This is a genomic window from Roseateles sp. GW821-FHT09G09, assembly GCF_059415965.1.
Genome location: NZ_JBWKOG010000011.1, coordinates 130,240 through 156,300 on the forward strand (window position 1 = coordinate 130,240; position 26,061 = coordinate 156,300).

At 68.3% G+C, this 26,061-nt stretch carries 27 protein-coding genes; 10 read left to right on the forward strand and 17 right to left on the reverse strand.

Translation table 11 applies throughout. The features are described 5' to 3' along the window. The first annotated feature begins 127 nt into the window (after nucleotides 1-127). Both AC07O8_RS24715 and AC07O8_RS24720 read left to right on the forward strand, forming a co-directional pair. Nucleotides 128-3,628 (forward strand): nSTAND1 domain-containing NTPase, encoded by a 3,501-nt coding sequence (locus AC07O8_RS24715; protein ID WP_495050576.1) that lies wholly within the window; start codon nucleotides 128-130, stop codon nucleotides 3,626-3,628. Further along, entirely contained in the window at nucleotides 3,625-4,122 is a 498-nt protein-coding gene (locus AC07O8_RS24720) for a hypothetical protein (RefSeq protein WP_495050577.1), read from the forward strand. The genes AC07O8_RS24715 and AC07O8_RS24720 overlap by 4 nt, the downstream gene beginning before the upstream one ends. A gap of 70 nt (nucleotides 4,123-4,192) precedes the next feature. On the opposite strand, the gene AC07O8_RS24725 is transcribed toward AC07O8_RS24720, so the two are convergent. From AC07O8_RS24725 to AC07O8_RS24740, 4 genes are all read right to left on the reverse strand, one after another. Then, entirely contained in the window at nucleotides 4,193-5,434 is a 1,242-nt protein-coding gene (locus AC07O8_RS24725; RefSeq protein WP_495050578.1) for an EAL domain-containing protein, read from the reverse strand. 143 nt (nucleotides 5,435-5,577) lie between these two features. Then, complete coding sequence (locus AC07O8_RS24730) at nucleotides 5,578-6,051, reverse strand: MarR family winged helix-turn-helix transcriptional regulator (RefSeq protein WP_495050579.1); 474 nt, start codon at nucleotides 6,049-6,051, stop codon at nucleotides 5,578-5,580. Continuing rightward, entirely contained in the window at nucleotides 6,048-6,923 is an 876-nt protein-coding gene (locus AC07O8_RS24735; protein WP_495050580.1) for a CPBP family intramembrane glutamic endopeptidase, read from the reverse strand. The genes AC07O8_RS24730 and AC07O8_RS24735 overlap by 4 nt, the downstream gene beginning before the upstream one ends. Nucleotides 6,924-7,037: 114 nt before the next feature. Further along, a complete protein-coding gene (locus tag AC07O8_RS24740; RefSeq protein WP_495050581.1) occupies nucleotides 7,038-7,451 on the reverse strand; it encodes a DUF7674 family protein in 414 nt (137 codons plus the stop codon). A gap of 241 nt (nucleotides 7,452-7,692) precedes the next feature. Between AC07O8_RS24740 and AC07O8_RS24745 the strand changes: the two genes are divergently transcribed. Next, nucleotides 7,693-8,070, forward strand: coding sequence for a DUF6697 family protein (locus AC07O8_RS24745; protein WP_495050582.1), 378 nt, complete (start codon nucleotides 7,693-7,695; stop codon nucleotides 8,068-8,070). Nucleotides 8,071-8,098: 28 nt separating this feature from the next. Here the strand turns inward: AC07O8_RS24745 and AC07O8_RS24750 are convergent, their stop codons facing one another. From AC07O8_RS24750 to AC07O8_RS24785, 8 genes are all read right to left on the reverse strand, one after another. Further along, nucleotides 8,099-8,656, reverse strand: a complete 558-nt coding sequence (locus AC07O8_RS24750) for a hypothetical protein (protein ID WP_495050583.1) — start codon at nucleotides 8,654-8,656, stop codon at nucleotides 8,099-8,101. A gap of 106 nt (nucleotides 8,657-8,762) precedes the next feature. Beyond that, a complete protein-coding gene (locus AC07O8_RS24755) occupies nucleotides 8,763-9,677 on the reverse strand; it encodes an SDR family oxidoreductase (protein ID WP_495050584.1) in 915 nt (304 codons plus the stop codon). Then, nucleotides 9,674-10,366 (reverse strand): glycosyltransferase family 2 protein, encoded by a 693-nt coding sequence (locus tag AC07O8_RS24760; protein ID WP_495050585.1) that lies wholly within the window; start codon nucleotides 10,364-10,366, stop codon nucleotides 9,674-9,676. Before AC07O8_RS24760 ends, AC07O8_RS24755 begins: the two co-directional genes overlap by 4 nt. Continuing rightward, nucleotides 10,363-11,001, reverse strand: coding sequence for a class I SAM-dependent DNA methyltransferase (locus tag AC07O8_RS24765; protein ID WP_495050586.1), 639 nt, complete (start codon nucleotides 10,999-11,001; stop codon nucleotides 10,363-10,365). Before AC07O8_RS24765 ends, AC07O8_RS24760 begins: the two co-directional genes overlap by 4 nt. Beyond that, entirely contained in the window at nucleotides 10,998-11,870 is an 873-nt protein-coding gene (locus AC07O8_RS24770) for a PIG-L deacetylase family protein (protein WP_495050587.1), read from the reverse strand. The genes AC07O8_RS24765 and AC07O8_RS24770 overlap by 4 nt, the downstream gene beginning before the upstream one ends. Continuing rightward, the gene (locus tag AC07O8_RS24775) at nucleotides 11,858-12,982 is read right to left on the reverse strand and encodes an acyl-CoA dehydrogenase family protein (RefSeq protein ID WP_495050588.1); all 1,125 of its coding nucleotides are present in this window, start codon (nucleotides 12,980-12,982) and stop codon (nucleotides 11,858-11,860) included. The genes AC07O8_RS24770 and AC07O8_RS24775 overlap by 13 nt, the downstream gene beginning before the upstream one ends. Before the next feature lie 159 nt (nucleotides 12,983-13,141). Beyond that, entirely contained in the window at nucleotides 13,142-13,393 is a 252-nt protein-coding gene (locus AC07O8_RS24780) for a hypothetical protein (protein ID WP_495050589.1), read from the reverse strand. 78 nt (nucleotides 13,394-13,471) lie between these two features. Then, nucleotides 13,472-13,789, reverse strand: coding sequence for a hypothetical protein (locus tag AC07O8_RS24785; protein ID WP_495050590.1), 318 nt, complete (start codon nucleotides 13,787-13,789; stop codon nucleotides 13,472-13,474). 147 nt (nucleotides 13,790-13,936) lie between these two features. On the opposite strand from AC07O8_RS24785, the gene AC07O8_RS24790 reads away from it, so the two are divergent. Continuing rightward, a complete protein-coding gene (locus AC07O8_RS24790) occupies nucleotides 13,937-14,698 on the forward strand; it encodes a DUF72 domain-containing protein (RefSeq protein WP_495050591.1) in 762 nt (253 codons plus the stop codon). A 274-nt stretch (nucleotides 14,699-14,972) separates the two neighbouring features. Here the strand turns inward: AC07O8_RS24790 and AC07O8_RS24795 are convergent, their stop codons facing one another. After that, a complete protein-coding gene (locus tag AC07O8_RS24795; protein WP_495050592.1) occupies nucleotides 14,973-15,539 on the reverse strand; it encodes an immunity protein Imm33 domain-containing protein in 567 nt (188 codons plus the stop codon). A 53-nt stretch (nucleotides 15,540-15,592) separates the two neighbouring features. Beyond that, nucleotides 15,593-16,165, reverse strand: a complete 573-nt coding sequence (locus AC07O8_RS24800; protein ID WP_495050593.1) for a YceI family protein — start codon at nucleotides 16,163-16,165, stop codon at nucleotides 15,593-15,595. A gap of 130 nt (nucleotides 16,166-16,295) precedes the next feature. On the opposite strand from AC07O8_RS24800, the gene AC07O8_RS24805 reads away from it, so the two are divergent. Next, nucleotides 16,296-16,808, forward strand: a complete 513-nt coding sequence (locus tag AC07O8_RS24805) for an OmpH/Skp family outer membrane protein (RefSeq protein WP_495050594.1) — start codon at nucleotides 16,296-16,298, stop codon at nucleotides 16,806-16,808. Nucleotides 16,809-16,875: 67 nt separating this feature from the next. Here AC07O8_RS24805 and AC07O8_RS24810 read toward each other — a convergent pair whose 3' ends face one another. Further along, nucleotides 16,876-17,847: a zinc-dependent alcohol dehydrogenase family protein gene (locus tag AC07O8_RS24810; protein WP_495050595.1), complete on the reverse strand. Its 972-nt coding sequence runs from the start codon at nucleotides 17,845-17,847 to the stop codon at nucleotides 16,876-16,878. 209 nt (nucleotides 17,848-18,056) lie between these two features. On the opposite strand from AC07O8_RS24810, the gene AC07O8_RS24815 reads away from it, so the two are divergent. Continuing rightward, nucleotides 18,057-18,368, forward strand: coding sequence for an ArsR/SmtB family transcription factor (locus AC07O8_RS24815; RefSeq protein WP_495050596.1), 312 nt, complete (start codon nucleotides 18,057-18,059; stop codon nucleotides 18,366-18,368). Nucleotides 18,369-18,372: 4 nt separating this feature from the next. On the opposite strand, the gene AC07O8_RS24820 is transcribed toward AC07O8_RS24815, so the two are convergent. Both AC07O8_RS24820 and AC07O8_RS24825 read right to left on the reverse strand, forming a co-directional pair. Further along, nucleotides 18,373-21,096 carry an AAA domain-containing protein gene (locus AC07O8_RS24820; RefSeq protein WP_495050597.1) on the reverse strand — a complete coding sequence of 908 codons (2,724 nt, stop codon included), beginning with the start codon at nucleotides 21,094-21,096 and terminating at the stop codon, nucleotides 18,373-18,375. A 37-nt stretch (nucleotides 21,097-21,133) separates the two neighbouring features. Further along, a complete protein-coding gene (locus AC07O8_RS24825) occupies nucleotides 21,134-21,625 on the reverse strand; it encodes a YfbM family protein (RefSeq protein WP_495050598.1) in 492 nt (163 codons plus the stop codon). A 341-nt stretch (nucleotides 21,626-21,966) separates the two neighbouring features. Here AC07O8_RS24825 and AC07O8_RS24830 point away from each other — a divergent pair, with 341 nt between their 5' ends. The 4 genes from AC07O8_RS24830 (at nucleotide 21,967) to AC07O8_RS24845 (ending at nucleotide 26,029) form a co-directional block, all read left to right on the forward strand. Then, a complete protein-coding gene (locus tag AC07O8_RS24830) occupies nucleotides 21,967-23,583 on the forward strand; it encodes an integrase (protein ID WP_495050599.1) in 1,617 nt (538 codons plus the stop codon). Between the two features lie 331 nt (nucleotides 23,584-23,914). Continuing rightward, nucleotides 23,915-24,304: a hypothetical protein gene (locus AC07O8_RS24835; protein WP_495050600.1), complete on the forward strand. Its 390-nt coding sequence runs from the start codon at nucleotides 23,915-23,917 to the stop codon at nucleotides 24,302-24,304. Between the two features lie 103 nt (nucleotides 24,305-24,407). Continuing rightward, nucleotides 24,408-25,001 (forward strand): hypothetical protein, encoded by a 594-nt coding sequence (locus AC07O8_RS24840; RefSeq protein WP_495050601.1) that lies wholly within the window; start codon nucleotides 24,408-24,410, stop codon nucleotides 24,999-25,001. Beyond that, entirely contained in the window at nucleotides 24,998-26,029 is a 1,032-nt protein-coding gene (locus AC07O8_RS24845; RefSeq protein WP_495050602.1) for a hypothetical protein, read from the forward strand. Before AC07O8_RS24840 ends, AC07O8_RS24845 begins: the two co-directional genes overlap by 4 nt. Nucleotides 26,030-26,061 lie beyond the last annotated feature (32 nt).

Consider the following 26,061-nt stretch of genomic DNA (forward strand, 5'->3'; position numbering starts at 1 on the left):
GCGCAAGCGCGGGCTGTCCCCTGTCAAGCTGTCAACACTTGCGGGGTGGAGATACAGACGCGGCGGGCTGCCGCTCCTAGACTGCGCGCCATCACGGCCCGAAGAGGCCGGGCCAGGGAGTGATGACATGGATCCGAGGATCGAGGAGGGCCCGCCTTCCGCGACGACACCGCCGACATCGCCGACATCGCCGACGGCGCGCGGGATGAGGACGGGCGAGCCGCTGAGCTTCCTGCTCGGCGACTGGATCGTCGACGTGCCCACGCGCCGGCTGCGACGGGATGACGAGACCGTGACGCTGGAGCCGCGCCCGATGGCGGTGCTGGCCGCGCTGTGCCGTCATCCGGGCCAGGTGGTGTCGGCCGAGGCGCTGCTGCAGGACTGCTGGCCGGAGGCCACGACGCTCGGCGACAACCCGGTGCACAAGGTCGTGGCCGGGCTGCGGCGCGCGCTGGGCGACAGCGCCTCCGCGCCGCGTTATCTGGAGACGATCCGCAAGCAGGGCTACCGGCTGGTGGCGCCCATCGGCGTGCTGTCGGCGGAAGGACCGCGCAGCCACGCCGGCGGTTGGCGCGGGCTGTCGCCGTTCCGCGGCCTGGAGCCGTTCGACGCGGCGCATGCCAGCGTGTTCTTCGGCCGCGACGACGCCGTGGCTGCGCTGCACGCGCGCCTGACGCGGCAATGGCGGCTGGGCCATCCCCTGGTGGTGCTGCTCGGGCCGAGCGGGTCGGGCAAGACCTCGCTGGTGCAGGCCGGGCTCATGCCCGTGCTGGCGCGATCGCCCACCGCGTCGGTCGGCGGCGGCACGGAAATCAGCGACGAAAACACCAACGGCAACGGCGGCAGTGGCGCCGGCGGCGAATTGCTGCGTGCCAGTGCGGCGGCGCTGGTCGACCTCGGCGCGCTGGGCGGACTGGACGCCTGGGCCGGCGTGGCCGGCGCGATGCTGGACTGGGAGTGCCTGGGCGTGCCCCTGCTGTCCGGCTACAGCATCGACACGCTGGCGGCGGACCTGCGCATCGCGCCGGGCGAGGTGCTGCGGCAGCTCGAGATCGGGCTGGACGCCACACGCGCGTTGCGCGGCGGCGCGCAGGCCCCGCCGCTGCTGGTGCTGGACCGGCTGGAGGCGATCTTCCAGGATGACGACGCGCGCATCGGCGCCTGGCTCGGGATGCTCGACCAGCTGGTGAGCAGCGGGCGCCTGGTGGTGCTGGCGGTCTGCCGCAACGATTTCTATGCGGCGCTGGCGCGCTGGCCGTCGCTGATGCGTGGCAAGGAAGGCGGCGCGCATCTGGACCTGGCGCCGCCGGACGCGCGCGCGATCGCGCAGATGATCCGCCTGCCCGCGCGTGCCGCGGGGCTGAGCTACGGCGCCGACGAGAGCGGCCTCAACCGCCTCGACGACCGCCTGTGCATCGACGCGATGCAGGCGCCGGACGCGTTGCCGCTGCTGCAGTACGCGCTGCAGCAGCTCTACCTGCACCGCGCGCCGGGCGATGTGCTCGCGTGGTCGGCCTACGAGGATCTCGGCGGGCTGGAAGGCGCGATCGGGCGCCGCGCCGAGGCGCTGCTCGGTGAACTGCCGCCGGCGCAGCAGGAGGCGCTGCCGCGGCTGCTGCCCCGGCTCGTCACGCTGGGCGGCGAGGAGGCGTCGCCGACCAGCCGCTGGATCGCGGCCTCGGAGCTGACCGATCCGCAGGAGCAGGCGCTGGTGCGCGCCTTCGTCGAGGCCCGGCTGCTGGTGGCGGACCTGGCCGGCGGCGGCGTGAGCGGCTACCGCGTCGCGCACGAAGCGCTGCTGCGGCGCTGGCCGCGCGTGACGGCCTGGGTGGCGCAGCATCGGGCGGGGCTCGCGGCGCGCGACGAGCTGCGGCCGTGGGTCGCGCGATGGCGGGAGGCGGATCAAGCGGGCCCCTTGCTGATGCCGCGCGGCTCGACGCTGTGGACGGCGGCGCGCGCACTGGCGGAGGCGCCGCAGCTGTTCAGCGATCAGGAGCGCGATTTCATCGAGCGTTCGCAGCGGCGGCTGCGCCGCCAGCGATGGGGCCTGGGCGCGGCGTCCGTGGGTGCCTTCCTGCTGGCGGTGGTCGCGGGGGTGGCGGCCTTCGCCTATGCGCGCCAGGCCGGCGTGGCCGCGGACCGTGAGCGACAGAGCCGGCAGCTGGCGTCCTTCATGCTCGGCGAACTGGCCGACGGCTTGCGGCCGATCGGCAAGCTGGAGCTGCTGAGCCGCATCGGCGAACAGGGCCTCAAGCTGCTGGGAGCCGGTGACGTCGCCGAGGCGCGAGCCGACGGGGCCGACACGCTGCGGCGGGCCAAGGCGCTGGTCGTGATCGGCGAGGTCAACAGCAGCCGGGGCCAGGGCCGTACCGACATCGCCGAGGACGCTCTGACCGCGGCGCGGCGCCTGCTGGAAGCGCTGGAGCCGCTGGACCGGGTGCCCGACGTGAGCCCGGGTGACTACTACCGGACGCTGGGTGCCGCGTCGTTCTGGCTGGGTCAGATCGCTTTCGACGGCGGCGACTTCGACACCGCCGCCGACGCGATGGGCCGGTACCGCGAGGCCTGCGAGCGTTGGCGGCAGCTCGCGCCGGACGACGCGACGGCGAAGGTGGAACTCGGGTACGCGCTCAACAGCCTGGGATCGATCGCCTTCCGCCGCGGTGCCTGGCAGGACGCGGACCGCTGGTTCCGCGAATCGCTGGCGCTCAAGCTCGATGCGCTGGCCCATGCGCCGACGGACGCCGAGACGCGCGACGCGGTGGCGACCTCGCGCACGTGGCTGGGGCTGGTGGCGCATGTCCGCGGGCGGCCGATGGAAGCGCTCTCGCACTACGACGCCGCGCGCGAGGCGCGCGTCGCGCTGGCGGCGGGACATCCCGATGAACAGCTGCGCCTGCGCGACCTGGGCACGCTGGACCTGCGGCGCGCCGACGCGCTGCGGGCGTCCGGCCGCCTGGCGGAGGCCGCCGCGACCATGGCCGTGGGTGTCGCGCGGCTGCGCGAGGCGGAGCGCCACGATCCCTCCAACCGCTACTGGCGCGCGGACCGCCAGCATGCCGAGGGCAACCTGCTGCTGACGCGGCTGGACGCCGGCCTGAACATCGAGCGCGAGCTGCCGGTGCTGCGCGATCAACTGGTCGCGGAACAGACGTCGACGGGCAGCGATCCGGCGCGCGACTTCCTGCGCCGCGAGACCGTGATGCGCATCGCGATGGCCGAGGCCGAGCTGGCCGCGCGCGCGGGGGACTGGTCGCGGGCCGCGGGTCGGCTGGACGCGTCGGACGTCGAGATGGCGGAGTTGCTGCGACTGCGGCCGCGCCACTGGCAGAGCCTGGAGCTGCAGGCGCGACGCGCCTTGCTGTCGCTGCGCGCGACCGCGGCCGCCGGCGCGGCGCCTGATCGCGCGCGCTGCGCGCGGTGGCGCGATCAATTGCAGCCGGCGGTGGATGCCGGTCAGGCCGGCCTGTTGCTGGAAGGCTGGATGGCCGCGCGCAGCTGCGCGACGCCGGGCGCCGCGGACGACGGCTGGCAGCGGCGGCTCACGGCGGACGGCTACGTGCCGACCCGGGCCGCGATCTTCACGAGTTCCTCAACCACAGCCCCGAAAGGCAGGCGACCCTCATGACCACCGACATCCTCTCCGACGCCGACGAAGCCCAACGCGATGAAGCGACGCTGTACTACGTCGTGCCGCTCAAGCCCAAGGACCAGCTGGAACAGATCATCGAGTCCCCCGAAAGGATCGTGGACTGCGCCTATTTCGACCAGGACTGGAAGCGCGTCGGCTCGACGCTGGACACCGCCGGCGGCACCCAGAAGATCAGGTTCACCGAGCGCTGCCGCGACGTCCCGCCGAAGGCGATCGAACAGCTGGACGGCCGCCTGCCTGATCCGACGGTGACCTTGTTCGCCGCGGTGGCCAAGACGCTGCGCAAGTCCTGCGGGCTGCCCAACACCTTCGTCGCCAACGGCGCGGACGGCGCGACCTGGCTGACCATCCCGGTGGACTCGCAGTCCTCGCGCGGTGTCGTGCTCGTGTTCCGTCGCCCCGAGTCCGGCGGCGCCGAGACGCTCATCGCCACGACGGATCCGGAGATCCGCAACGGCAGCAGCAGCTGATCGAAGCGAGGCCGCGTCTCGCTCCTGGAGCCGGCACGGCCTGACCCCGATGTCCTCCGGGCGGCGACGATCACTGCCGTGATGCCACATTCTCCGCCGGCAGATGCACCCGCAGGTCGCCGCAGAGGATGGCCGTCCGGCCTTCGAGTTCAAACGCGATCGATCCGGTCAGGCACATCCAGCCGCCCTGCAGCGTCAGATAGGGGCGCGTGAGCTGGACGGTGCCGGGGAAGCTCACCGCTCGGCGGAAGTACTGGCGCCGTGACCAGCGGGCGCCGGAGCAGTTGTGCAGGGGCTCGAACTGCTCGGCGCGCTGCAGCTTCTCCCGGGCCGCGTCGTCCCGGAAGGCGATGTCGGCGAGCTGCCGACCCTGGTCGTCGAGCAGGTAGCACATCGACGCGTTGGGCGCGGACAGGAAGTCCGCGCAGGCCTCGTTCATCGATCGGCCCGCCGCCAGGGCCACGCTGGCCTGGCGGAGCCGGTCGCAGTGAACGGCCATGGACTCCCGCCAGCGATCGTCCTTGCGGGATTGCGCCTCGTCGAAGCTGTGCCACGCGGCGTCCAGCGCCTCGCTGCCGTCCTGGACCGACAGCGTCGTCGCCTGCGGTCGGCCGAAGAAGTAGCCCTGGACGAAATCGGCGTCGCAGGTCAGGGCGATGTGGGCGCCCTCCAGCGTCTCGATGCCTTCGACCAGGACGAGCGCGCCGCATTCCTGCAGCAGCGAGACCATGCGCTGGAGGATGCGCAGCGGCTTGGGATCCTGCTTGGCGCGCAGGAGCACGCGGCGGTCCAGCTTGACGAGGTGCGGGGCGAGGTCGAAGACGCGCTCGAAGTTCGAATGCCCGGCGCCGAAGTCGTCGAGCGCGATCAGGCAGCCCTTGGCGCGCAGCTGCTGCAGCGCCGGATAGACGCGCTCGTCCTCGAACAGCGGGGACTCGAGCACCTCGATCACGACGCGCGACGGCCGGATGCCGCTCGCGTCCAGTGCGCGTTCGATCTCCTGGAGCGCGCCGGTCGTTTCAAGCAGGGTGGCCGGATGGAGGTTCAGCAGCAGCCACTCGGGCGCGTCGCGCTTGCCCATGGCCGCGTAGGCCTGCAGGTGCTGCCGGACGGCGCGGACGTCGAGGTCCGCGCGGGCGCGATGGTCGGGCAGCCCGTCGAAGAGCAGGTTAGGCGCGATGGGGCGGCCGTCGGCATCGGTGGCCCGGAGCAGCGCTTCATGGCCGACCAAGCGGCCATGGGTGAGGCTGAAGACAGGCTGGAATGCCGTGGCGAGCGCGCAGGACGCCATTCCTTCGAAGGTGGAGCTCATCGAGACGCTGCGCAGGCAGTTTTCATTCCCGCATCATCGGAGGGATGGGGAGGCCGCGGGAGAGGGCGGGCCAGGAAGGGCGTGTCTGCCATTTCCCTACAGGGAAGCCACCTTCACCTCCGTCGTCTTGATCTCAGCCGTCGTCACTTCTGGATCCCGAGCGCCACCCGGGCCGTCGCGATCCGCTCGTCGTAGGACTGTTTCTCCAGCGCCTGGATGGCGTCTTCCAGTACGCGTCCGAGGGGCACCGGCATGTCCGCCTCCAGGCTCCTGGCCGCCAGCGCGGTCGCTTCCCAGCACTGCGTCAGCCGGGGCGCGAGGCGCTTGCCCTTCTTCGTCAGTTGCACGATGCGCTGTCGCGCATCCGTCTCCGAAGGGGTCACGGACACGAGGTCGGCCTCCGTCATCCGGGCGACCGTCTGCGTCACCGCGGGTTGGCTGATGCCCGCGGCCTGGGCGATCTCGCTGATCGTGGCGACGCCGTCCTGCATCAGCACGCGCATCACCGGCGTATAGCGCGGACGGTAGCTGGGGTCCAGGTTCTCGTAGGAGCGTTCGACGGCGCTGTCCAGCAGCTCGATCAGGTGGCGCAACTGCGTGCCCAGGGTTCTCGTCATGCCTGCCTCCATCGGGGGCTGCCGGGTGCGGTCCCGGCCTGCCGGCCGCGGCGCAACGCCAGCAGCGCCGCCGTGGCCATGGCCGTCACGACCAGGGTCACTGCTGACGCTTCCACGCCGAAGCGGCCGCCCGTGAGCCATGCCGGCCCGTCGAGCGCAGTCTGAAGCACTCCCATCGTCTTGTTGCCGGAGGACGAGAGGCCGAAGATCGCCGTGGTTGCGAAGTTCCATCCGAAGTGCAGGCCGATCGGCAGCCAGAGCCGGCCATGCACGAGGTAAGCGGCGGAGAGCAGGGCGCCGGCGACCATGATGGCCAGGAACGCCACCGCCGAGAAGCCTTCGGTGGGGAGATGCGCCAGGCCGAACAGCAGCGACGAGATCGCGAAGGCGGGCCACAGGCCCAGCCAGCCGACCAGGATGCGCAGCAGCACGCCGCGGAAGAGCAGTTCCTCCAGCACGGCAGCAAGCGTCATCTCGGCCATCGGCGCCAGCAGGCCGTGCCAGGTCATGCCAGTGATCCTCAGGATGCCGGTGGACCACAGCAGGCCGACGATGCCGCTGATTAGCGTCAGGCCGATCAGCGCGCCCGTCAGGACCTCCCGCACGGCGGGGCGCCGGGCCAGCTCATGCATCCGGCGCTTCTCCAGGACGTGGACGAACCAGCGATAGGCGAGCACGCAGAGCACCGCGGCCAGCAGTTGCGGCCACAGTTGGCGGTAGGGCTTGGGCAGGAGGGCGTGGATGCCCGCCATCGTCAGAGCCACAGGCGCCACCGTGGCGAAGGCGCCGACGACGATGCGCACGATCGGCGAGCGCAGCGACGACTGGTACCAGGGCGTGTGTGGCGCGTACGAAATGCCTTCGACTGACATGGGGACCTCCCGGTAGCGGCGACGCCGCCTGCGGCGCGCGGTTTGTATAAGCGCTTATGTTACAGATGCATTGCTGCTTATGCAAATCGGCCGCGCTTCGTCATCGCCATGATTTCAAGCCTGTCCCGCACCTGACGATCTTGCGCATGCGCCGGGTTCGATCCCGTGGAACGCCAGATAACGCTGCTGCAATTGAACGGGCAGAGGGTCCCAGTAGGGGATGCAGATGACCGAGGCGATCTGCCAGAAGAGATTTTCGAGGAAGGCAGTGTCGATGCAGCTTCGAACCGCGTCGGAGCCTTGCGCGTAGGCCGACGCCATGAAGTGGAACAGCGGCTCGTGAACAGCGTAGGGGACGTGCTCGCACATGTTTGCGTTGAGCGCTCCAGCGAGCGCCTCGAACCAGGCATGGTTGTCGACGACGTCGGGCCGGAAGTCCCATCGCTTGCTCTGGATGCGGTCAGCTGCCGCCGAGATCAGCGGGAACTGTTCGCGCGTCCGGAGAAAGAGAAGTTCGACGGTTTTCATTCGCGCTGCAAGCTTCGGCTCAATGAGATGTCGAACTGTAGCGGGGCGAGGCCATCTCGAACGGGGCGGTCCGCGTCGCTGGGGAGAACCGGTCGGGAAGATGATCGGACCGGCGCATCTGCGCTGATGTCGTCTTGATGTGCGCTGCCCGAGAAGAGATGCCGTCTTGAGGCCGTGCCGCCTATCGTGAGGCTCCCTCATGCGGCCAATTGCGCCGCGAGATCTTGGAGTTCACCTCATCATGTTCGTCATCGGCAAGGACTACAGCCGCGAAGACATCCACGCCACCTGCGGCGGCAACAAGCAGGCCTTTCTTCCCACGCATCACGGCAAGGTCGTCGCGGCCTGCCTGAAGCCGGAGCGCAATCCCCAAGGGCCCGACATCGTCCTGTGCAGCACGCGTGCCGCCTCGCGCGCGGCGGGGCGCACCTTCGCGCGGCAGGGCGGCGCGGTGCCGGTCTTCATGCGCGCGGACAGCAACCGATGGCGTTACGTCGGCCGCTACGAAGTCGCGGATTCGCTGACCACGCCGGCGGACTGCGCGCCGTTCATCGCAGGGAGCGGACTGACGCTGAACCAGGTGTCGCGCGTGATTCGCTTGCGAAGGACGAGCGATTGAAGGTCCGCGCGCCGACTGGCCTCGGCGCTCAGTAGAACGCGACGGGATCGCCTCGCGCGTCGAGCGCGGTCGCGGCGAAGATGCCCGGCGTGATCTGATTGCTGCTCACCGTGCTGGTCGTCCATTCATTGTCGGTCCCGTAGACGCGGATGCGCCGTCCGACCTGACCTTCGGGGATGCGGGCCTGCTGAAGCCAGCAATGCGTCGCCGCCTGTACGGTCATCTCGCGTTTCGTCGCGGGCGCCATGCCCTTGAGGACCTGGATCCTTGTCAGCACCACCTGGCCCCCGTCCCACAGCGTCACCTGCTCGACGTCCTGGCGCACGGAGAACGTACCGTCCGCGTTGGGGACGATCCTGCGGGGCCCGAGGGCGCCGATTTGCTTGGTTCCATGGACCACCGACGCCACCTCGCCCTCGACGACCCAGTCGGCGGCGACCTCACACTTCTGCAGCGCATCCAGCCTGTCCTGCGCAGACGGATCGCAAGGCGGTCCGGGGCAGGGCATCGATGCCGACGCCGTCGGCGCATGCAGACAGCCAGCGAAGGTCAGCAGGAGCACGAGGACTCGCCCGGTCAGCGTCATGGGGGTTCCACCCGCAATCAAACGCCGGACTGTATCTGGACGGGCGCGTCGGCATCGTCAAGATGAATGGACGCGCGTCACCGGGGCCGCCATGACCGGCGGTCCCTCATGGATCTCCGCGTCCGCCCGAGGCGCCGTAGACCTGCCCGGTGGCGTAGCTCGACTCGTTCGACGCGAGCAGCACGTAGACCCCCGCAAGCTCCGCGGGCTGACCCGCGCGACCCATCGGCGTGTCGGTGCCGAATTTCTGCAACTTCTCCTGCGTCTGCCCGCCGCAGACCTGCAGCGGCGTCCAGAACGGGCCAGGAGTCACGGCGTTGACGCGGATGCCCTGCTTGGCGAGCTGCTTCGCCAGGCCCTTCGTGAAGATCAGGATCGCGCCCTTGGTCGTCGCGTAGTCCAGCAGGTTCTCGCCCGGGTCGTACGAGTTGACCGACGCGGTGTTGATGATCGAGCTGCCCTCCGACAGATGCGGGATCGCGGCCTTGCACAACCAGAACGGCGCGTAGATGTTGGTCTTGAAGGTCCAGTCGAACTGCTCGGTGCTGATGTCCAGGATCGATTCGTGGCTCTGCTGCCGGGCCGCGTTGTTCACGAGGATGTCCAGACCGCCGAGCTCGCGCACGGCGTCCGCGACCAGCTTCTGGCAGAACGCCTCCTCGCGCAGATCGCCGGGCAGCGCGATCCCCTTGCGGCCCGTCTCGCGGATCAGCTCGATCACCTCGCGCGCGTCGGGCTCCTCGTCGGGCAGGTAGTTGATCGCAACGTCTGCGCCTTCGCGGGCGAAGGCGATCGCGGCCGCGCGACCGATGCCGCTGTCACCCCCGGTGATCAGCGCGCGCCGGCCGGTCAGGCGGCCGTGGCCCACGTAGGTCTTCTCGCCGTGATCCGGCGGCGGAATCATGTCGCGCGCCAGGCCGGGCCATGGCTGCGACTGCTTCGGAAAGGCGATCTTGTCGGATGAGGACATGGGAGGACTCCTGACTGCTCGAAGAGGGCGCTGCCGCCCGCTGATCCTCACGCGGCAACACGCATGCCCGTGCCGTCAGCGGCGCACGAGGCGCATCGGAGCGCCCCCAGGTGCGCGGCGAACCCGTGCGGTGCCCGGGCGTCCTGGCGGGCGCTGGTGACCACGCGCACCGTGTTGGTCCAGGCGATGCGAAGACCGAGCGCGCAGAGACGCTCCACCAGTCCCACATCCTCGCGACTGCGCAGCGGCGGGAATCCGCCGGCCTGCTGATAGGCGCTCACGCTCACGCCGAGGTTGGCGCCGTGGATGTGGCGGTGGTCTTCGGCATCGGTGTAGCCGCGCTCGTAGGCGATCCGCTCCTCGGCGGTGAAGCCGGTCCAGTCGTCCACCTCGACCACGCCGCACACGGCCTCGGTCCGCAGTGCCAGCTGGCGCGAGAACCAACTCGGCGACACGACCGAATCCGCATCCGTGAAGGCCAGCCACCGCGCGCCCTGCTCGATCAGGGCCTGCGCGCCGGCCGCGCGCGCGAAGCCGACGTTGCGGGCCTCGACGGCCAGGCATTGCGCGCCGAGGTCTCGCGCAATCTCGGCCGTCCGGTCGCGACAGGCGTCGAGGACGACCAGGATGCGGACCTCCTCGCCGTGCAGGTCCGGATGCGCCGCGGCGACGCGCAGCGCCTGGAGCGCCCGTCCGATCAGGGCTTCCTCGTCATGGGCGGGAACGACCGCGCCGATCATGGCCGCAGTCCTTCGCGCCTGGCCACCGACCGGCCGTCCAGGCTCCAGACCTCGACGAGGAAGTCTTCCTCCTCGTGCCGCAACAGCCGGGTCCAGCCGTAGTGCTCCTGGAAGACGGCGCCCATGAGCCAATGCACGTCGTCTCCGCTGCGGAAGTAGTCGCCTTCGGGATGCCGCCAATGGCTGGCGAGCAGCGTCCCGCCGGCCGCGAGGCTTGCCACCGCGCGATCGATCGTCTGGCGGAGCGCGTGGTCGTCGAGGTAGTAGCCGATCTCGCTCAGGACGACCAGGTCGAAGCGGCCCTCCGGCCACTGCGCGGGGATCTGCGCGCAGGCCACGTCGACATGCGGCAGGTCCGCCAACCGGCGACGGGCATGCGCGACAGCCGTCGTGCTGCCGTCGCTGCAGAGCAGGCGGTCGCAGCGGGTCGCCAGTTCGGCGCTCAATTCGCCGTTGGCGCATGCGGGTTCGAAGGCGCTCGCGTAGCGCTCGGCGGGCAGGCTGGCGAGGATCTGCGCGCGCTTGCGCCGTTCGTACCAGCGCGTGCGATAGCCCCAGGGATCGGCGTCGTCGCTGAACAGCGATTCGAAGTGATCGGCCAGCGTGCCGGCTTGCGGTTGGCTGGGCGCGGTCATGCCGGACGCTCGGGCGTGAAGAAGAACTCCACCGAGCGGAGCAGGCGATCCACCGCCTCGGGGAACAGCACCGGGGGACGCTCTCCGTCCGAGGTCAGCTGGCTGTGATGCTCCGACAGCGCGAGCCACTTGTCCTCCAGCGCGCGCCCGGACAAGGGCAGTTGCCGCAGCCGATGCCAGGGCACGGCCGGATCGCCCGGTCGCGCCCAGTGCCAGGTCCAGACCGGCATCTCCAGCAGCGTGGCGCCGACGGCGCGCGTGGCTTCCGCGCAAGCGCGCCCGACCGCTTCGTGGTCCGGATGACCGTCGTGGCGCCACGTGGTGATCACCACGTCGCCGGGCTGCAGTTGGCGGGACAGCGTGTCGATCATCCGCCGCTCGTGGCAATGCACGCGGCCGTCGGGCAGGGCGAGCCCGTGGACCGGCACGCGCAGGCCGAGATGCCGCAGACCTCTCAGGCGTTCCAGCCGCCGTTGCGCGGCGAGGTACAGGGGCGTCCAGGTGGTCGAACCGGGGTGGCTGGCGTCGCCATCGGTGACGCCGATCACGGTGACGAAAGGCGCAAGCGTCGACGCATCGGGCGCGTCCGCGCGCAGGCGCGCGGCGAGCAAGGACAGGAGCCCGCCGCAACCCACCACCTCATCGTCCGGATGCGGCGCGACCACGACGACGCGCGCGCCGGGAGGCACGAGTTCGTCGAGCGATGCGCGCGGCGTGTCCCACAACGGCATCCATTGCCGCCAGGCCCGTTCCGGGGTTCCCGTGCCTTCGATCCGGCGGCGGGCGAGGGGCCCGCCCGACGGCAGCTTCTGCCGCACATCCGGGGTGATGAGATCGACGGTGGTGCGATCGACTGTCAGAGCGTCCATGTCGTGCCCGCCTGTTGAAGGAGTTCGTGACCCAGGGCGACCAGATCCCGGTCGCCGTGGCTTTGGCGGATGAACACTGGCAAATCTGCTGCCAGGCGCGCGAAGCGGTCGTCATGGCACAGCGGACCGGCGCCCATCGCGCGCGTGGCGGCGCGCAGCACCTGCTGGGCACATTCGTCGCTGGCGGCTCGCGTGCGCAGCGCCCACGCGCGTGCGTCCCGATCGGGATGGCGATCGACCCACGCGGCCGCTTCGCGCAGCAGCGCGGCGTTGGCGCTCAGCAGCCGATCGACCTCGCCCAGCGCCAGGGCCCGATGCCAGCCGGGATCGGCAGTACCCGCCGCGCCGGCGGCGACGCCAGTGCCCGCCCCGGCGACCGCGGCGCGGGCCTGTGCATGAAGGGCCTCCGCGACCGCGCACGCGGCGCCATGCCAGCAGGAGGCGATGCCGATTCCGCCGTGCCAGAAGCCCGGCCGGGACAGATAGAACCCTGCCGGGCCGACCAGGCGCGCGGGCGTCGCCTCGAAGCTCACGGAGGCGCTGGCGGAGTCCGCCATGCCGACGGCCTTCCAGCGCGCGCCGTCGATGGTCACGCCGGGTTGACGGAGATCGACATCGGCGAGCCAGGGGCCTTCGCTGCTGCTTCCGTCAGAACCGCCGTTCGCGGCGGCTTCGGGCCAGACGGTCAACAGCGCGCGATCCAGCGTGGCGGCGCCCGAGCACCAGGCCTTGGTGCCGGTCAACGCAACGCGTCCGTCCGCCGTCGGTCGGAAGACCACGCGCGCGCCGGGCGGTTCCGCCGCCCACATGCCGTAGGACGGCGCGCCGGAACGAGGCGCGTGCGCGGCGGCATCGCCGGCTTCCGCGAGGATGGCCATCGCGTCGGTGTGGCCCTCGAAAAGCTTCACAAGCGAGAGGTCCTGAGCGGCGATGGCCGCCAGGGCGGACCAGCGCTCGAGCGTGCGTCCGCGCGCTGGCAGCGGCAGATCGGCGCGGCCGGCGTCGATCAGGGCGCGCAACCGATGGCCTGGCTCCGCGTTCGATTCTTCGGTGGCGGTGGCGGTGGCGTTGGCGGTGGCGGTGGCGGAGGTGGCGGTGACGATGGCTGGCATCGGCATGGGTCAGGGTGCCGCCGGGTCGATGAGGCCGATGATCGAAGCCGAAAGGCTCCGATCGGGGAGGGCGGTCAGCTGTGTCGATGTCATCGTGCGCTCCTGCGGGTCTTGAATTGCGACGGACAGAGCAAGCTGGAGTCCTGCGGGCGGCGGGTGCTAGCTGGCGTCGTCCGCCTCCTTGTCGTTCTTGCGCACGCCGCGCAGATTCATCACGAACAAGCCGACCTGCAGGACGATCAAGGCGTAGGACTGGGTGAAGGCGCCCCAGACGCACCAGAGCACATTGCTGAGGACGAACACCCAGAAGCCCCAAGAGCGGCGGCGCGCGCTGCGCCCGCCGACCAGCCAGGCCGCGATGAGCGTGATCAGCATCGCGGGCCATTGAAGCGCGTTGAGCAGTTCGTCCATGCCCAGCCGAGGCAAGCGGCTTGCCAACGGCTGAGCAAAGGCCGACGTCGGCGTTGCGACGTCGGCGTGGCCGGGCCGTCAGCGATCGTCGCGGGACGAATCGCTGCCCTGATCCTGGTCGTCGCGGGACGCGCGGTTGGACGTGTCGCGCGAGGTCTGCGAGGTCTGCGGGTTCTGCTGCGGCGAGCCCTGGTTCAGCTGGCCTTGCCGGCCGCTGCCGGGTTGACCCTGCTGCGGCGATTGCTGCTGGCCTTGTGATCCCGAGCCTTGCTGCTGGCCGCCGGGCTGGTTCTGTCCTTGCTGGCCTTGCTGATGCTGCTGCTGTTGCTGCTGCTTCTGCTGGCCTTGTCCGCTCTGGGACTGCTGCGGGTTCTGCGCGTTGGGTTGCTGAGCCATGGTGGTCTCCACGTTGTGCGCGTCGGCAAAGACACCGACGACAGGAGACTGGCAATGCGCATGCCGCCAGGGAGCCGGCGGGTCGGCAGGCCGGGGGGCGGTGCGCCGCTTGCCTCGGTGCGGCAAACCTCGCCAGGATCCGTTCGCATGTCCGCCACTGTTCGCATCGGCACTGCCGGCTGGAGCATCCCCAAGGCTGTCGCCGCGTCCTTCCCCGCCGACGGCAGTCAGCTCACGCGTTACTCGCGCGTCCTCGCCTGCGCGGAGATCAACACGACGTTCACGCGCACGCACCGGCCGGCCACATTCGAACGCTGGGCGAACGAAACCCCGGCCGACTTCCGCTTCTCAGTGAAGCTGCCGCAGGCGATGACGCACGGCGCACGGTTGAAGGTGCCCCGCGCGGAGGTCAAGGCCTTCACCGCGTCGCTCGGCGGTCTCGGCGATCGGCTGGCCGCGCTGCTGGTGCAGTTGCCACCGTCGCTCGACCTGGACACGAGGACGGCGCGGGCCTTCTTCCGTTCGATCCATGCCGGATTCGACGGCGCCGTGCTGTGCGAGCCACGGCATCCGAGCTGGTTCACCGCGGCCGCCGAGCGGCTGCTGATCGAGGAACGCGTCGGGCGCGTCGCCGCGGATCCCGCGAAACCCGCTGGCGCTGGCGCACCGGGCGGTTGGCTGGGCGAGGCGGGGGATGGCCGCGGCGCGACGGTGTACTACCGCTGGCACGGCTCGCCGCGCATGTACTGGTCGCGGTATGAGGACGACTGGCTCGAGGCTCGCGCGCAGGAGGTGTCGCGGTGGCCGGCGGGCACCGACGTATGGTGCGTGTTCGACAACACCGCGTCCGGCGCGGCCGCCGATGACGCCTTGCGATTGAGATCCCTGCTGGACCGCGGTCGCGGATGAGCCAGGCCTATGCCTTTGCCGATCTATTCGGATTTGGGAAGTCGTTGCGCCGACAGCGCTTCCGGCCGACCTTTCCTGGCGAGTTCGATCAGCTCGGAGGATGAGACGACCAGGCCTCCGAAAATGATCGGATTCGATCGAGGCCAGTTCCTCCAGGTCGCAGTCATGGAAGATGTCGCCAGCAACGAATGAGTCCGGCGCCGTCGGCTGCTCCGCCGAAGGCGCCGGTTGATTCGGCGTTGTCGCGCCTGCCCCGACGTCCGCGGTCGCGGCATTAGACCGGTCCGAACTGACCCGTTTCCGGATCACGGAAGAAGGAAGCACCCTCGGGGGCGTCCAGCAGATGGATGACGGAGTCGTCTTTTGCCAGGACCGCGCCCAAGGAGACGTAGCGGCTGTTGTCCGCATCGTCCATGTACTCGTCCGTCTCATCGCCGGCTGTGAAGCGCCACCCGCTGTCCTGCTCCTCATCGGGCGCTTCGCGGTAGAGACGACCGATGGGGACGCCATCCGCGAGGATGCGCTGGGTGACGAAGGCGCGCTTGGCGTATCGCGCGACGAGGTTGTCGGGATCGTCATGTTCCGTGTTGATGATGTGGCGCGCTTCGAACCGCACCGGATCACCCGCCTTCAGGTTCGCGATCCCTCGCGGATCGTTGTCCAGACGTCCGACGAAGTGTCCGTCCGGCTCGATCTCGTCGAGCAGCACCCACATGCGCTCGACGAAGAAGCTTCCGGGCTCATGGCCTTCGCCCCTGAAGATCAGCTTCACCACCTCACCGACAGCCACCTTCGAGATGATCTCCAAGGACGGCTGGTAGAAGGTGTAGCGGTTGGCCATCGCGCGGGCGGTGGCGTCCTCGAGCTGCCAGGCAGACATGGGTGCCGGACGCGTCATTCCTTGGCGATCGCTTCCACCTGGATGCGGAGATCCACATCCATCTTGAATCCGTAGTCCTTCCCCGCAGCCAGTCCGAACTCCTCGCGGTTGAAGCTGCCCGAGGCGTCGGCGCCGCAGAAGTCGCGCTTGAACATCGGGTGCGGCACGCACTTGATCTGGTGGACGGTCAGGGTCAAGGGCCGGGTCTTGCCGTTCAGCGTGAGCTCGCCCACCACCTGCGTCGGCACGCCCGCCTTGACGCCGTCGAAACGGCCCTTGAAGGTCGCGCTCGGGTTCTTCTCGACGTTGAAGAACTTGTCGCCCGTCGCCCAGGCGTTCATCGCGTCCAGGCCGAAGTCGATGCTGGCCAGGTCCATCTTCACGTCGACGCTGCCCGCGCCGGTGGCCTTGTCGTACACGATGGTGCCGGCGCTCTTGTTGAGCTTGCCGCGCCAGTGGGACATGCCCATGTGGTCGGCCTCGAAGCTCGGGTAGGTGTGCGACGGGTCGATCTCGTAGGTCGCGGGCGCGGCCTGCGCGGCGACGGCGAGGGAGAGCAGGGCGGAAGCGAGCAGCAGCGGTTTCATCGGAAATCCTTGAGGAGGCTTGGCAACGGTCGTCACACTGACGACGAATCGCGCGGGCGGTTTTCGACAGGGCGCATCATCGCCCCTTCACGCGCCGGTGCGCATAATGCGTCCACCATCGAGGGCGATCATGAAGAACAGTTTCGGACGGACCCTGGCCTGCGCAGCACTGCTGTGGGCCGGCGTCACCACTGCCCAGGCCCAGCAGCTCAAGGTCGGGTACGTGGACGTGCAGAGGGTCATCAACGAGAGCGCGCCCGGGAAAGCGGCCCAGAGCCGCTTGCAGGAGGAGTTCAGCAAGCGCCAGAAGAACCTCCAGGACATGGAAGTCAGCCTGAGCGCCGCAGCGGCGTCGCTGGACAAGGACGCCCCTCAGCTCTCCGATGTGGAGCGCGCACGTCGGGGCAGGGAACTCGCGGATCAGGGCCGCGCCCTGGATCGCGCGAAGCGGGAGTTCGAGGGCGACCTCGAGTACCGGAAGGCCCAGGAACACGACGCCTTGAAGGAGCGCGCGGAGCGCGCGATCAAGGCCGTGGCGCAGGAGCGCAAGATCGACGTCATCTTCGTCGAGCATGTGGCCTTCGCCAAGGACAGCGTCGACATCTCCAGCATCGTGATCGCGGCGGTGAACGCGCAGCGCTGAGTCAGCAGCGCAGCAGGGCGATGAGGGCGTCCACTGCGAAGACATCGCACCGCCCGGGCATCTCGCATCAACCCACCTCGATCACCACCTTGCCGCGCAGCGGCTGATCGCCATTCCGACGCTGTTCGAGCGCGGTGTGCGCAGCGCCGATCTCGGACAGCGGGAAGCTGGCGCCGATGACCGGCCGGATGCGGCCGCGCTCTAGCAGCTCCTTCAGCGCGAGCAGCTTGCCGCGGTTCTGCCTCGTGAAGACGAAGTGGTACTCCGCGTTCACGCCCCAGGCCGCCACCAGGTTCTGAGGGGTTGCGATGTCGACGATCGACACCACCCGTCCCGCGTCCGCCAGGACGTGCGGCGAGCGTTCGAGCGTCTTGCCGCCGATGGTGTCCAGGACGACGTTCACGCCGCGGCTGCCTGTCAGCTCGCGCACCTGGTCGCCGTAGTCGCCGGCCTCGTAGTCGATCGTTTCATCCGCGCCAAGGGAGCGGACGAACTCGGCCTGTCCGGCGCTGCACGTCGTGAGCACCCGGGCGCCCATCGCCTTGGCCAGCTGGATCGCGATGGAGCCGACGCCGCCAGCGCCGCCGTGGATCAGGACTGTTTCAGCCGGCTGCAGGCGCGCCCGTGAGACCAGCGCTTCCCAGGCGGTGCCGCCGACCAGCGTGATGGACGCCGCCTCCGCGTGCGTCAGGTTGCGCGGCTTGTGCGTCACCAGGTCCTGCGGGACGACGTTGAACTCGGCGTAGCTGCCGCCCTTGGGGCCGAAGATCTTCGGCGTGTAGAAGACCTCGTCGCCAGGCTTGAAGTCGCGCACGCCCGCGCCCACGCGCTCGACCACGCCGGACACGTCGTGTCCGATGATGGCGGGCAAGGGCACGGCGTCCGGGTAGTCGCCGCGGCGGATCTGATAGTCCAGCGGATTGATGGACGTGGCGACCACGCGCACGAGCAGTTCACCGGCGTCGACCGCCGGCACGGGGACCTCCTGCAGCTGCAGGTTCTCGACACCGCCAAAGGCGGTCAGGATGATGGCTTTCATGGGGACTCGCAAAGTTGAGAGGGGCTCCGTTCCACCAAGGCTTGGGGAACGACGCCATTCTCATATCGCAAATCGTCGAAATGTTGAGCCGTGCGCGGCGACCCTGCTGCCGGCGATGGTGATGGAGGAGGTCTTGCGTGGCGGGGCGCCTGCTGCTATTCGCGGCGCGGGCGCTCTTACACTCATCGATCGATTGCTCGATTCAGCCCATGTCCGAAGAAGTCCCGTTGATCCGCGTGCTCGAGGTGCTGGCCAACGCGCAGCGCCTGGAGATCCTGTGCAAGCTCAAGACGCCCGGGAGCTTCCCGCCGCAGGATGAGGGCGATCCGCTGGTGGACGGGGTCTGCGTGTCATCGATCCAGGCGGGGCAGGGGCTGGCGTTCTCGACGACGTCGAAGTACCTCGCCGACCTCGCGAGCGTCGGGCTGGTCATCGTCAAGCGAGCGGGCAGGTGGACGTACTACCGGCGGGATGAGAAGGCCATCGCCGCGCTGGCCAAGCGGATGGCGCGGGAGCTGTAGGGAGTCAAGCGTCGGGGGGCTGGGTCCACTGCGCCAGAAAGCCCTCGACGCGTTGCTCGATATCACTTTCGACGGTTCGCAGTCGCAGCAGGGGAATGCCGCACTTCTCGAGGATGCTGTCCTTCAGGGCGTCCCGCTTGAACTGCTTGGCCGTGCGATGGGAATCGCCGTCCACCTCGATGACGCCGAATGGCGTCTTCCCCACCTTGAAATACAGGACGAAGTCGCAGCTGGCGCCATTTGCCATGAATGCGCGCTCCGGATCCGTCAGGGCGGGGTTGCTCGTCGACGCCACCTGATCCAGCGCGATCTGGGTGTGGAAGGTCAAGGCCTGACGGGATGCCTGGCACATGGCCTCGCGCAGCAGTTGCGCCACGATCTGCTCGGACTTGAAGCGTGAATCGGTGGGACGCAGCCGGGCATCGAGTCGCGCCAGCGATTGGTCGAACTCGCGGTACAGCAGGTCGAATGCCGAGACCACCGGCGCGCGATGGATCTGCGTGTCCTCCGCGTAGTAGGAGACGTAGCGGATCAGCGCGGCGATCGGGCCGTTGTTGGCGGCGAAGACCTCATCGCCCGTCACCAGGGTGAAGCGGTGCTTCGCCCGGGACACCGCCACGTTGACCATGCGCGGGTCATCGACGAAATCCAGTCGATCCTGACTGCTGCGCTTCTTGTCCAGCACGGTGGAGAAGACGATCTCGTCGCACTCCCGTCCCTGGAACTTATGGACGGTGTCCCTGATGAAATCCGCCGGCAGGCGCGTGCCCGAGAGCGCGACCTGGTCGCGGTAGGGGGCGATGAAACCTCGGCCGTCTTCGCCTTCCCAGAGACCTTCGCCCGCATCGTCGAGTGTCTTCAGCAGGGAATCCAGCTCCCGCAGGTTGGTGTTGCGGCGCGTGTGATTGCCCTTGGCCGTGACCACCAGGCGCAGGGCGTGTTCGCCGTCGTTCCGCGTCATCGGGATCAAGGCGTTGTCGTAGAACTGCTGGTTGCAGAACTGGATGATCCTGGGGTGGCAGCGGTAGTGCTCCTTCAGGAGCGTCGTGGGCATCGCGTCCTTGAAGACCGCGAGGCAGGAGTCGAGCAGGCTGTGCGTCTCGCAATCCCAGTCGTCGTCGGGAGCGGGAACGCCCGACGCCGCGGGAATATGCGGCAGCTGTCTGCGATCGCCGACGATGACCAGGTTCCGCGCGCAGCCCAGCGCCAGGACGCCAGGGACGATGTCCTGCTGCGAGGCTTCGTCGATGATGACGTAATCCAGCATCGCGCCCGGGCCGATGGAATTGACGATCGAATGCGTGCTGCTGCCGAGGATCGGAAAGCGCTGCACGAACGCATCGAAGTGCTGCCGATAGGTCCTTGCCTCGAAGGCTTGCGCGTCCTGAACGCGGGCATGGAGCTGCCATTTCAGGTATCGCATCGACCCGGCCCTCAACTCATCCAGCAGTGCCTGGAAATCGCTGTTCTCCAACGACGCGCGGCAGGCGGCGAGGGCGGCTTGCTTCTCCCGCAAGGCCTGGTCGTAGTAGTGCAGCTGCAGGGCGTGGATGAAGGCGCGGCGTCTGTCCTTGTCGCCGAAGGGCCGGGTGCGAAAGATTCTGAAATCGAGCAGCAGCGCGATCCGGTCCTGAAGCCGGATCCGCCTTTGCGCGAGATGGGAGAGGTAGGCCAGCAGGTCCGTCGCCTTGGCCGGAGACAGCCCGTACTTCTCGAGCGGGGGCAAGGACTGGCCCCCGTTCTCCTGCTGCCACTGCGCCAGGTGACGCCGTTCGATGACGAGTTCGTCCACGTCGGCCTGCAACTGGGCGGCCGTGTTCTGCGCCTGCAAGAGACCTTTCAACTGCGCCAGGACGTCCTGGATGCGCGCCATCTCGGGCGCGGGCTCCGGCTCGCCCGTCGGCACGTCGGGCAACTGGTCGAAGAACTTCTCCCGATGCTCCTTGCTTCCCAGGCGGGCGATCAGGTAGTCCAACCCCGACTTGCCCAGCTTCTCGTAGACGTTCTCGACGGCCGCGTTGTTGTTGGACAGCACGGCGACCGTCTTCCCGCGCAGGAGGACGTTGGCGATGATGTTCAGGATCGTCTGCGTCTTGCCCGTGCCCGGCGGGCCCTCGATCAGGCTGACCTGCGACGTGAAGGCCTGTTCAACCGCGCCGAGCTGGCTGGCGTTCACGCCGAACGGATAGATCAAGGGCTCCGCCGGCATCCGCGGCGCAGGCTGCCTCGTGCAGTAGGCCTGCAAGGCGGTGTCCGGCCGCGGCGGCAGACTCCACAGTTGACGCACGACGTTGGCGGCGATCTGGCCTTGCAGCGCCGAGGCGGCTTGCGCCTCCCGCGCCTCCGCCACATCGGCGAAGTAGCGGAAGACGTCGCCGTTCTTCATGTCGGTCTGCGGGACGAACTCGAGGTTGCCGTCCAGCTTCCAGACATAGGGTCTGTCGTTGTCAGGGTAGTGGACAACGGCGTACTTCTCGCCGTGGATCACGGCCCTGTCGATGGCAGTGACGACGGCACTGCCCTTTCTCGAGAGCAAGCTCCTGCCCAGTTCACGGGTGGGGCTGACGCGGCAATCGCTGAGCAGACTGGAGAAGTATTTCCCGGAGGGGAAATAGCAGGTCAGCTTCAGGGCCGCCTGGCGATCGTCCCACCGGAGTGTCCAGTCGGCGATCTGCCGGGTTCGGTCTTCGCCGTGGATGTGGATGGAAACGGGGATCCCTTGCGTCATGCCTGAAGCGTCCGAATCTGCGAGCGATCGCGGGCGCTCAGGCGATCCACAGGAGCATGCCGCTTCCGGACTCTGCGGCCTCCTGGAAGTAGGTCTTGAGCGCCTCGTAGTTGTGCAGGACGTAATCGCGGTCGTCGGCGCCGCCATGCCACGGCACGGGGTAGATCTCCGCGGCTTCTGCCTTCTTCGCGTTGAAGCGGCCCCAAAGGGATTCCGAGGAAACGCCGGCGAGCGCCGTCGCGGTGGCTGCGACTTTTGCAGGCGCGAGCACCCTGAACGGTCCGTAGCCCGCGTCGGTATCCGGCAGCTCCTCGCCGCCCAGCACCGCGTCCGCGAGTGGACCATCGCCTCCCCACGCCTTGCCGGTCAGGAGGAAATGAATGAGGTGCCAGGACTTGTCGATGTCGAGCGCGTCGGTGACGTCTTCCTCGTCCTCCGGGTAGGCCAACACTTCGGCGGAGTCCGGATCCTGGATCAACTCGTTCAACTGCTCGGTCGAGAGCTTGAGGTAGTTGCCGATCATCGACATGGCGAGTTCATCCTTTGGGTGTCTGAGTGGGGTGAGCGTAATCGATGCGAAAACGCATTGCCTTGTTGATCGTTGAGCGTGTCCGCCCGTTCGAGGGATCACTCCCCCAACGTTCCCTCCGAGGAACGAATCGCAGGATGTCTTTGATATAGATCAGAGATCGAAGTCGTCATCGGGCGGAGCATGACCACCGGTGATTCAAGGCAGCGAGCGATGAAGAAAACAAAAAAAGACCTCGCAATGCGAGGTCTTCCAGAGTTGGGGGCTAAAGCCAATTGGATTGAGCAGTCAGACTGCCGCTTCCGCAAGGGTCGTGCCCCGCTAGACGGTGGACCAACAGCGTGTTGGCCGATCGAAAAATCGTAAGCGCCATGCTGAGGTCTGTCAATCCGCTGGAGCGCGTTGCGGTGGGGCGTCTACTCGAGCTCCTCTCGGACACCATGCCATGGAATCGGTCACTCTGGGACATCGGTGTCGTGCTCGCGATGGAGGAACTGTTCGAGGCGTGTGAGGCCATGAGGCAGGGGCATCTCAGCGAAGCTTCGATCAAGCGCATTGCGTCCTCGCTTCAACGACGGGTAGGTGTGCATCCGGCGTTTTCTGAGGCGGAGAAGGCTTTCCTGCGAGAGCAGGTCAAGCAGGTGCCACGCGCCGATGGCGCCGCGCATTTCGGTATCCGCGAACTTTCATCCCGTGTGGCCAGGGACTATCTGGTGCGTTGGCGTCAGGCAGTCGAGGACGGACGATATTCGGTCGAACACTTTGCACGAAGCGTGTCCGCGCACCTCCTGGATGCCGGCTTCGCGCCGCAGTATCTCAACGACTTGATTCGAACCCGTCTTGGCGGAGCACAGTCCATCTCTTTGGCCGACTTGTGTGAGGAGCTGTCGGCGCAGATGATCGCCAGTCCGCCACGGACCTTCGAGGTCCTGCTGGCCTTCACGAGTGTTCCGGAGTTTCCGAACGGCGTGCCGCTCGACTGGTTGCAAGGGCCTCAAGTCCCGGCGTGGCTGCACGCCCACGGTTTCGACGTCGTTGACGTGCGCGCGCCGGTGGCGAAGATTCTGAAGGTCAACGCGCGTGACATCGTGGGCGCCGCCAGGGCGGCACGCGAAGAGTCCGATCGGTACGCCGCCCGTTCGCTGATCGCTACCGGCCGGATCCTGCACCGCGTGCCATCGCTCTGGGTCAAGGGTGGTTCCGGGCCGGTCGCGATGGCGCAAGCTTCTCGGGGTGTCGGTGTCAAGGAGTTGTTCCGCGAGGACCGGGTGTTCTCGACGGATTCCAACCAGAGCGTGGACGCCGCGCTGGAGTTGCTCGCGCACATGGAAGGAAGTTCGGCGCCGGCGGCGATCGCCGGAGGGTGGGCGGCGATCGAGGGATTGCTCGCCGATCCCAGCGACCGTTCGCTCGCGGCGGACAACTTGGCCACGCTCGTGACTTGCTCTTTTCCCCGGGCTGAGCTCACTGCGCTGTCCTACAAGGCGCAGCGGAAGCATCCGGGATCGACCTTGGCGCTACAAGGCCTGACCGTCAACCGGGAGCGATCGCGTGCGATGGCGCAACTGATCCTGGATGATTGTCTGCCACCGCTCCCTGCTGTCGCCGATCAGGCTGCCGCAGCCCGGCTCAAGCAGCTTCTCTCCAATCCGGGTCCAGAACTGCAAGGCATCCGGGAGTCGATAGGCGATGCATTCCATCGCCTATATCGCCAGCGCAATCTGATCTTGCACGGTGCGCGCTTGGATAGCGTGGTGCTTGCGGCGAGTCTGCGCACCGTGTCCAAACTCGCCGGCGCGGGCATGGACCGGATCACACATGGGCACTACGTGCAGAAACTTCGACCGCTGGAGCTGGTCGCGAAAGCGAACCTTGCGATCGCGCTCGCGACGAGGGGCGATCCGCTCGGATGCGTGGACTTGTTGGAGTCGATGGAGTCGCTGTCGGGCACGCGCTGACAAGGCCTGACCCCGATGGGGGATCACTCCCCCCAACGTTCCCTCCGAGGAACGAATCGCAGGATGTCTTTGATATAGATCAGAGATCGAAGTCGCGATCGGACGGAGCATTGGCTTCGGTGATTCAACCCACCACAGTTTCGGCGCCGGTCCTCAGACCGACGTTCGAGCCCTTGATCACTCGGTCATGGGCGAGATGGGCCTATCCGCGAGGACGGCCTCACGTGACTGTCGTGGTTGAACATCTCGCCCACCTCTCCGGTCGATCCGAAGGCCTGTCGCCTTCAACGTCGGAGCCGGTGGCTTCCAACGTTGAACGGGGTAGTACGACATGGCAAGTTTCCAACAAGCACGCATCGACGAGTCCGACAAGCCGCTGCGCTCGCGGCATCCGCTGGCGGGCTGCGATCAGCAGACGCTGATTCACCTGCAGCACGGCTGGGGCATGACCCAGCCGCAGATCTTTGGACCGCGCCTCGGCTCCGATGCGATTTGCCTGCGCGCGGATCTGACGACCGGCTCGGCGCTGGCCAACCTGCGCGCACTGCTGGTGAGCGGCGCGTCGATGCTGGCGATGCTCGCCGACAACAGCGCGGAGAGCGATCCGGCCAGGCACGTGGCCAACGCGGTGAAGGAGTCGCTGCGCGAAGGACTGGGGATGCTCGGGGTGGTGGAGCGCGCACTGGATGCGCTCCCCGACGCGAAACTCCCCCGGCCGTGATGGTCTTCACACGGCGATCCCCCCGCGCAGGGGGGATCTGGCGGGAGAGGGCGCTCGCGCGACACCTACAGTGCCGCAGCGTTTTTCATTGCCTCACCAAAAGATGTCCTTCTCCATTTCGCGCCGCGGCGCGCTGGCGGTGACCAGCCTGCTGGGCGCCGTGCTCGCGGGCTGCAGCACCGCCCGACCCGCCGGCTCCACGCTGCTCTCGCGCGCGCCCGTCAAGCCCGCCAACTTCAAGCTCGCCGACGTCCAGCTGCGCTGGCAGGACAACCCGGGCTTCGGCTACCAGGTCCGCTTCCTGGCCAACCAGTACGCGGTCGAGAAGCGCCCGTCCAACTACGACAGCGAGCGCGCCAAGACCTACATGGGCAAGCTGATCCAGCTGTTCAGCGCCCAGTGCGTGCCCAGGACCACCGACCGCCTGCTGCAGCGCGGCGTCACCTTCGGATCCACGCACACGCTGGTGCTGCTCCCGCTGTCCGGCGACTTCGACGCCACCGGCGCCAACTGCGGCATCGTGATCCGCGTGATGGTGCAGGACGCCCAGCGCAAGAACCTCTACGTCTGCGACATCGACAGCCGCAGCGGCTGGCACATGGCCGGCATCTACATTCCCGATCCCGACAACAGCTTCGTCGACAACTTCACTGACGCCTTGATGACCACCTTCAAGGAAGCCGGACTGCTCGCATGACACGCCTTCTGACGCTCCACCGTTCCGGCGCCGCGGCGCTGGCCTTCGTCCTTGCCGGTTTGGGCGCCTCGGCTGCACAGGCGCAGGTCGTGATCCCCGACAGCTTCGAGCAGGTCCTGCCCGTCGATGCGCCCGATACCGCCGAGCGCATGGCCAAATGCGTGGGGCAATCGCAGCCTGGCGCGGTGAAGGCGTGGCTCGATGCCACGCCCATCAGCCAGGACTGGAACGAGACGCGCGAGTACGCCCCGGCCGACGGCAAGTCCATGGTGATCTCCGCGAAGGGGTGGTGGACCTGCCTGGCGCTCAGCCCGTCGCGCCTGCCGATCTATCCGCTCGAAGTGCTGACGGGCACCATCGTCGCGAACGGCGTGTCGAAGACGGCGATGGCGGATTGGCAGCGCAACCTGCTGCAGGTGCTGGCCGAACGCGGCGAGGCGCGCGGCATGATCGTCTATACCAACGGCAACGCGATGTCCTTCGAGTTCAAGGCATCGGCGAACACCGGGAACTACCTGCGCTACACCAGCAAGTTCCTGAAGGCCGACGTCGTGGACGAGGCCGGCTACCACGCGGTGTTGCGCGACCCGGGGATGCGCGGCATGCGCATCAACAACTCGGTCGACGCCGCGCGTCCGGACTTCCAGGGGCAGTTGGCGATTCCCGTGGCGCGCGCCTTCTGGCCGATGGACGGCGAATTCGTGAAGGCGCCGGCGGGACCGGCCAACACGGGCTTCGTCGTCGAGAACACGAAGTGGTCGATGGACAAGGGCTCGACGCTGTTCCTGCAGCCGAACGGCGTGTCGCTGCTCAGCACCTCGCGCAGCACGTCCAACGGCACCTGGGAAGCGCGCGACGGCGTGGTCTACGTCCGGTTCGACTCCGGCCTGTTCTACACCTTGCGCGTGTCCATGGACGGCAAGACGATGGAGGGTCGCGCCCGCAACACGCCGCCCAAGACCGTCCCGGCCGGCATGGAGGACGTGTTGGCCGCCCGGCACTGGAAGGCGAAGCTCACGGCGCAGTGAGGCCGGCACTGCGACGCCGGATGCGCTGAGAG

Bases quoted from the DNA above. Each gene is read 5' to 3' on its own strand.
- AC07O8_RS24715 (WP_495050576.1), top strand. From the start codon at position 128: ATGGATCCGAGGATCGAGGAGGGCCCGCCTTCCGCGACGACACCGCCG.
- AC07O8_RS24720 (WP_495050577.1), top strand. From the start codon at position 3,625: ATGACCACCGACATCCTCTCCGACGCCGACGAAGCCCAACGCGATGAA.
- AC07O8_RS24725 (WP_495050578.1), bottom strand. From the start codon at position 5,434: ATGAGCTCCACCTTCGAAGGAATGGCGTCCTGCGCGCTCGCCACGGCA.
- AC07O8_RS24730 (WP_495050579.1), bottom strand. From the start codon at position 6,051: ATGACGAGAACCCTGGGCACGCAGTTGCGCCACCTGATCGAGCTGCTG.
- AC07O8_RS24735 (WP_495050580.1), bottom strand. From the start codon at position 6,923: ATGTCAGTCGAAGGCATTTCGTACGCGCCACACACGCCCTGGTACCAG.
- AC07O8_RS24740 (WP_495050581.1), bottom strand. From the start codon at position 7,451: ATGAAAACCGTCGAACTTCTCTTTCTCCGGACGCGCGAACAGTTCCCG.
- AC07O8_RS24745 (WP_495050582.1), top strand. From the start codon at position 7,693: ATGTTCGTCATCGGCAAGGACTACAGCCGCGAAGACATCCACGCCACC.
- AC07O8_RS24750 (WP_495050583.1), bottom strand. From the start codon at position 8,656: ATGACGCTGACCGGGCGAGTCCTCGTGCTCCTGCTGACCTTCGCTGGC.
- AC07O8_RS24760 (WP_495050585.1), bottom strand. From the start codon at position 10,366: ATGATCGGCGCGGTCGTTCCCGCCCATGACGAGGAAGCCCTGATCGGA.
- AC07O8_RS24765 (WP_495050586.1), bottom strand. From the start codon at position 11,001: ATGACCGCGCCCAGCCAACCGCAAGCCGGCACGCTGGCCGATCACTTC.
- AC07O8_RS24770 (WP_495050587.1), bottom strand. From the start codon at position 11,870: ATGGACGCTCTGACAGTCGATCGCACCACCGTCGATCTCATCACCCCG.
- AC07O8_RS24775 (WP_495050588.1), bottom strand. From the start codon at position 12,982: ATGCCAGCCATCGTCACCGCCACCTCCGCCACCGCCACCGCCAACGCC.
- AC07O8_RS24780 (WP_495050589.1), bottom strand. From the start codon at position 13,393: ATGGACGAACTGCTCAACGCGCTTCAATGGCCCGCGATGCTGATCACG.
- AC07O8_RS24785 (WP_495050590.1), bottom strand. From the start codon at position 13,789: ATGGCTCAGCAACCCAACGCGCAGAACCCGCAGCAGTCCCAGAGCGGA.
- AC07O8_RS24790 (WP_495050591.1), top strand. From the start codon at position 13,937: ATGTCCGCCACTGTTCGCATCGGCACTGCCGGCTGGAGCATCCCCAAG.
- AC07O8_RS24795 (WP_495050592.1), bottom strand. From the start codon at position 15,539: ATGGCCAACCGCTACACCTTCTACCAGCCGTCCTTGGAGATCATCTCG.
- AC07O8_RS24800 (WP_495050593.1), bottom strand. From the start codon at position 16,165: ATGAAACCGCTGCTGCTCGCTTCCGCCCTGCTCTCCCTCGCCGTCGCC.
- AC07O8_RS24805 (WP_495050594.1), top strand. From the start codon at position 16,296: ATGAAGAACAGTTTCGGACGGACCCTGGCCTGCGCAGCACTGCTGTGG.
- AC07O8_RS24810 (WP_495050595.1), bottom strand. From the start codon at position 17,847: ATGAAAGCCATCATCCTGACCGCCTTTGGCGGTGTCGAGAACCTGCAG.
- AC07O8_RS24815 (WP_495050596.1), top strand. From the start codon at position 18,057: ATGTCCGAAGAAGTCCCGTTGATCCGCGTGCTCGAGGTGCTGGCCAAC.
- AC07O8_RS24820 (WP_495050597.1), bottom strand. From the start codon at position 21,096: ATGACGCAAGGGATCCCCGTTTCCATCCACATCCACGGCGAAGACCGA.
- AC07O8_RS24825 (WP_495050598.1), bottom strand. From the start codon at position 21,625: ATGTCGATGATCGGCAACTACCTCAAGCTCTCGACCGAGCAGTTGAAC.
- AC07O8_RS24835 (WP_495050600.1), top strand. From the start codon at position 23,915: ATGGCAAGTTTCCAACAAGCACGCATCGACGAGTCCGACAAGCCGCTG.
- AC07O8_RS24840 (WP_495050601.1), top strand. From the start codon at position 24,408: ATGTCCTTCTCCATTTCGCGCCGCGGCGCGCTGGCGGTGACCAGCCTG.
- AC07O8_RS24845 (WP_495050602.1), top strand. From the start codon at position 24,998: ATGACACGCCTTCTGACGCTCCACCGTTCCGGCGCCGCGGCGCTGGCC.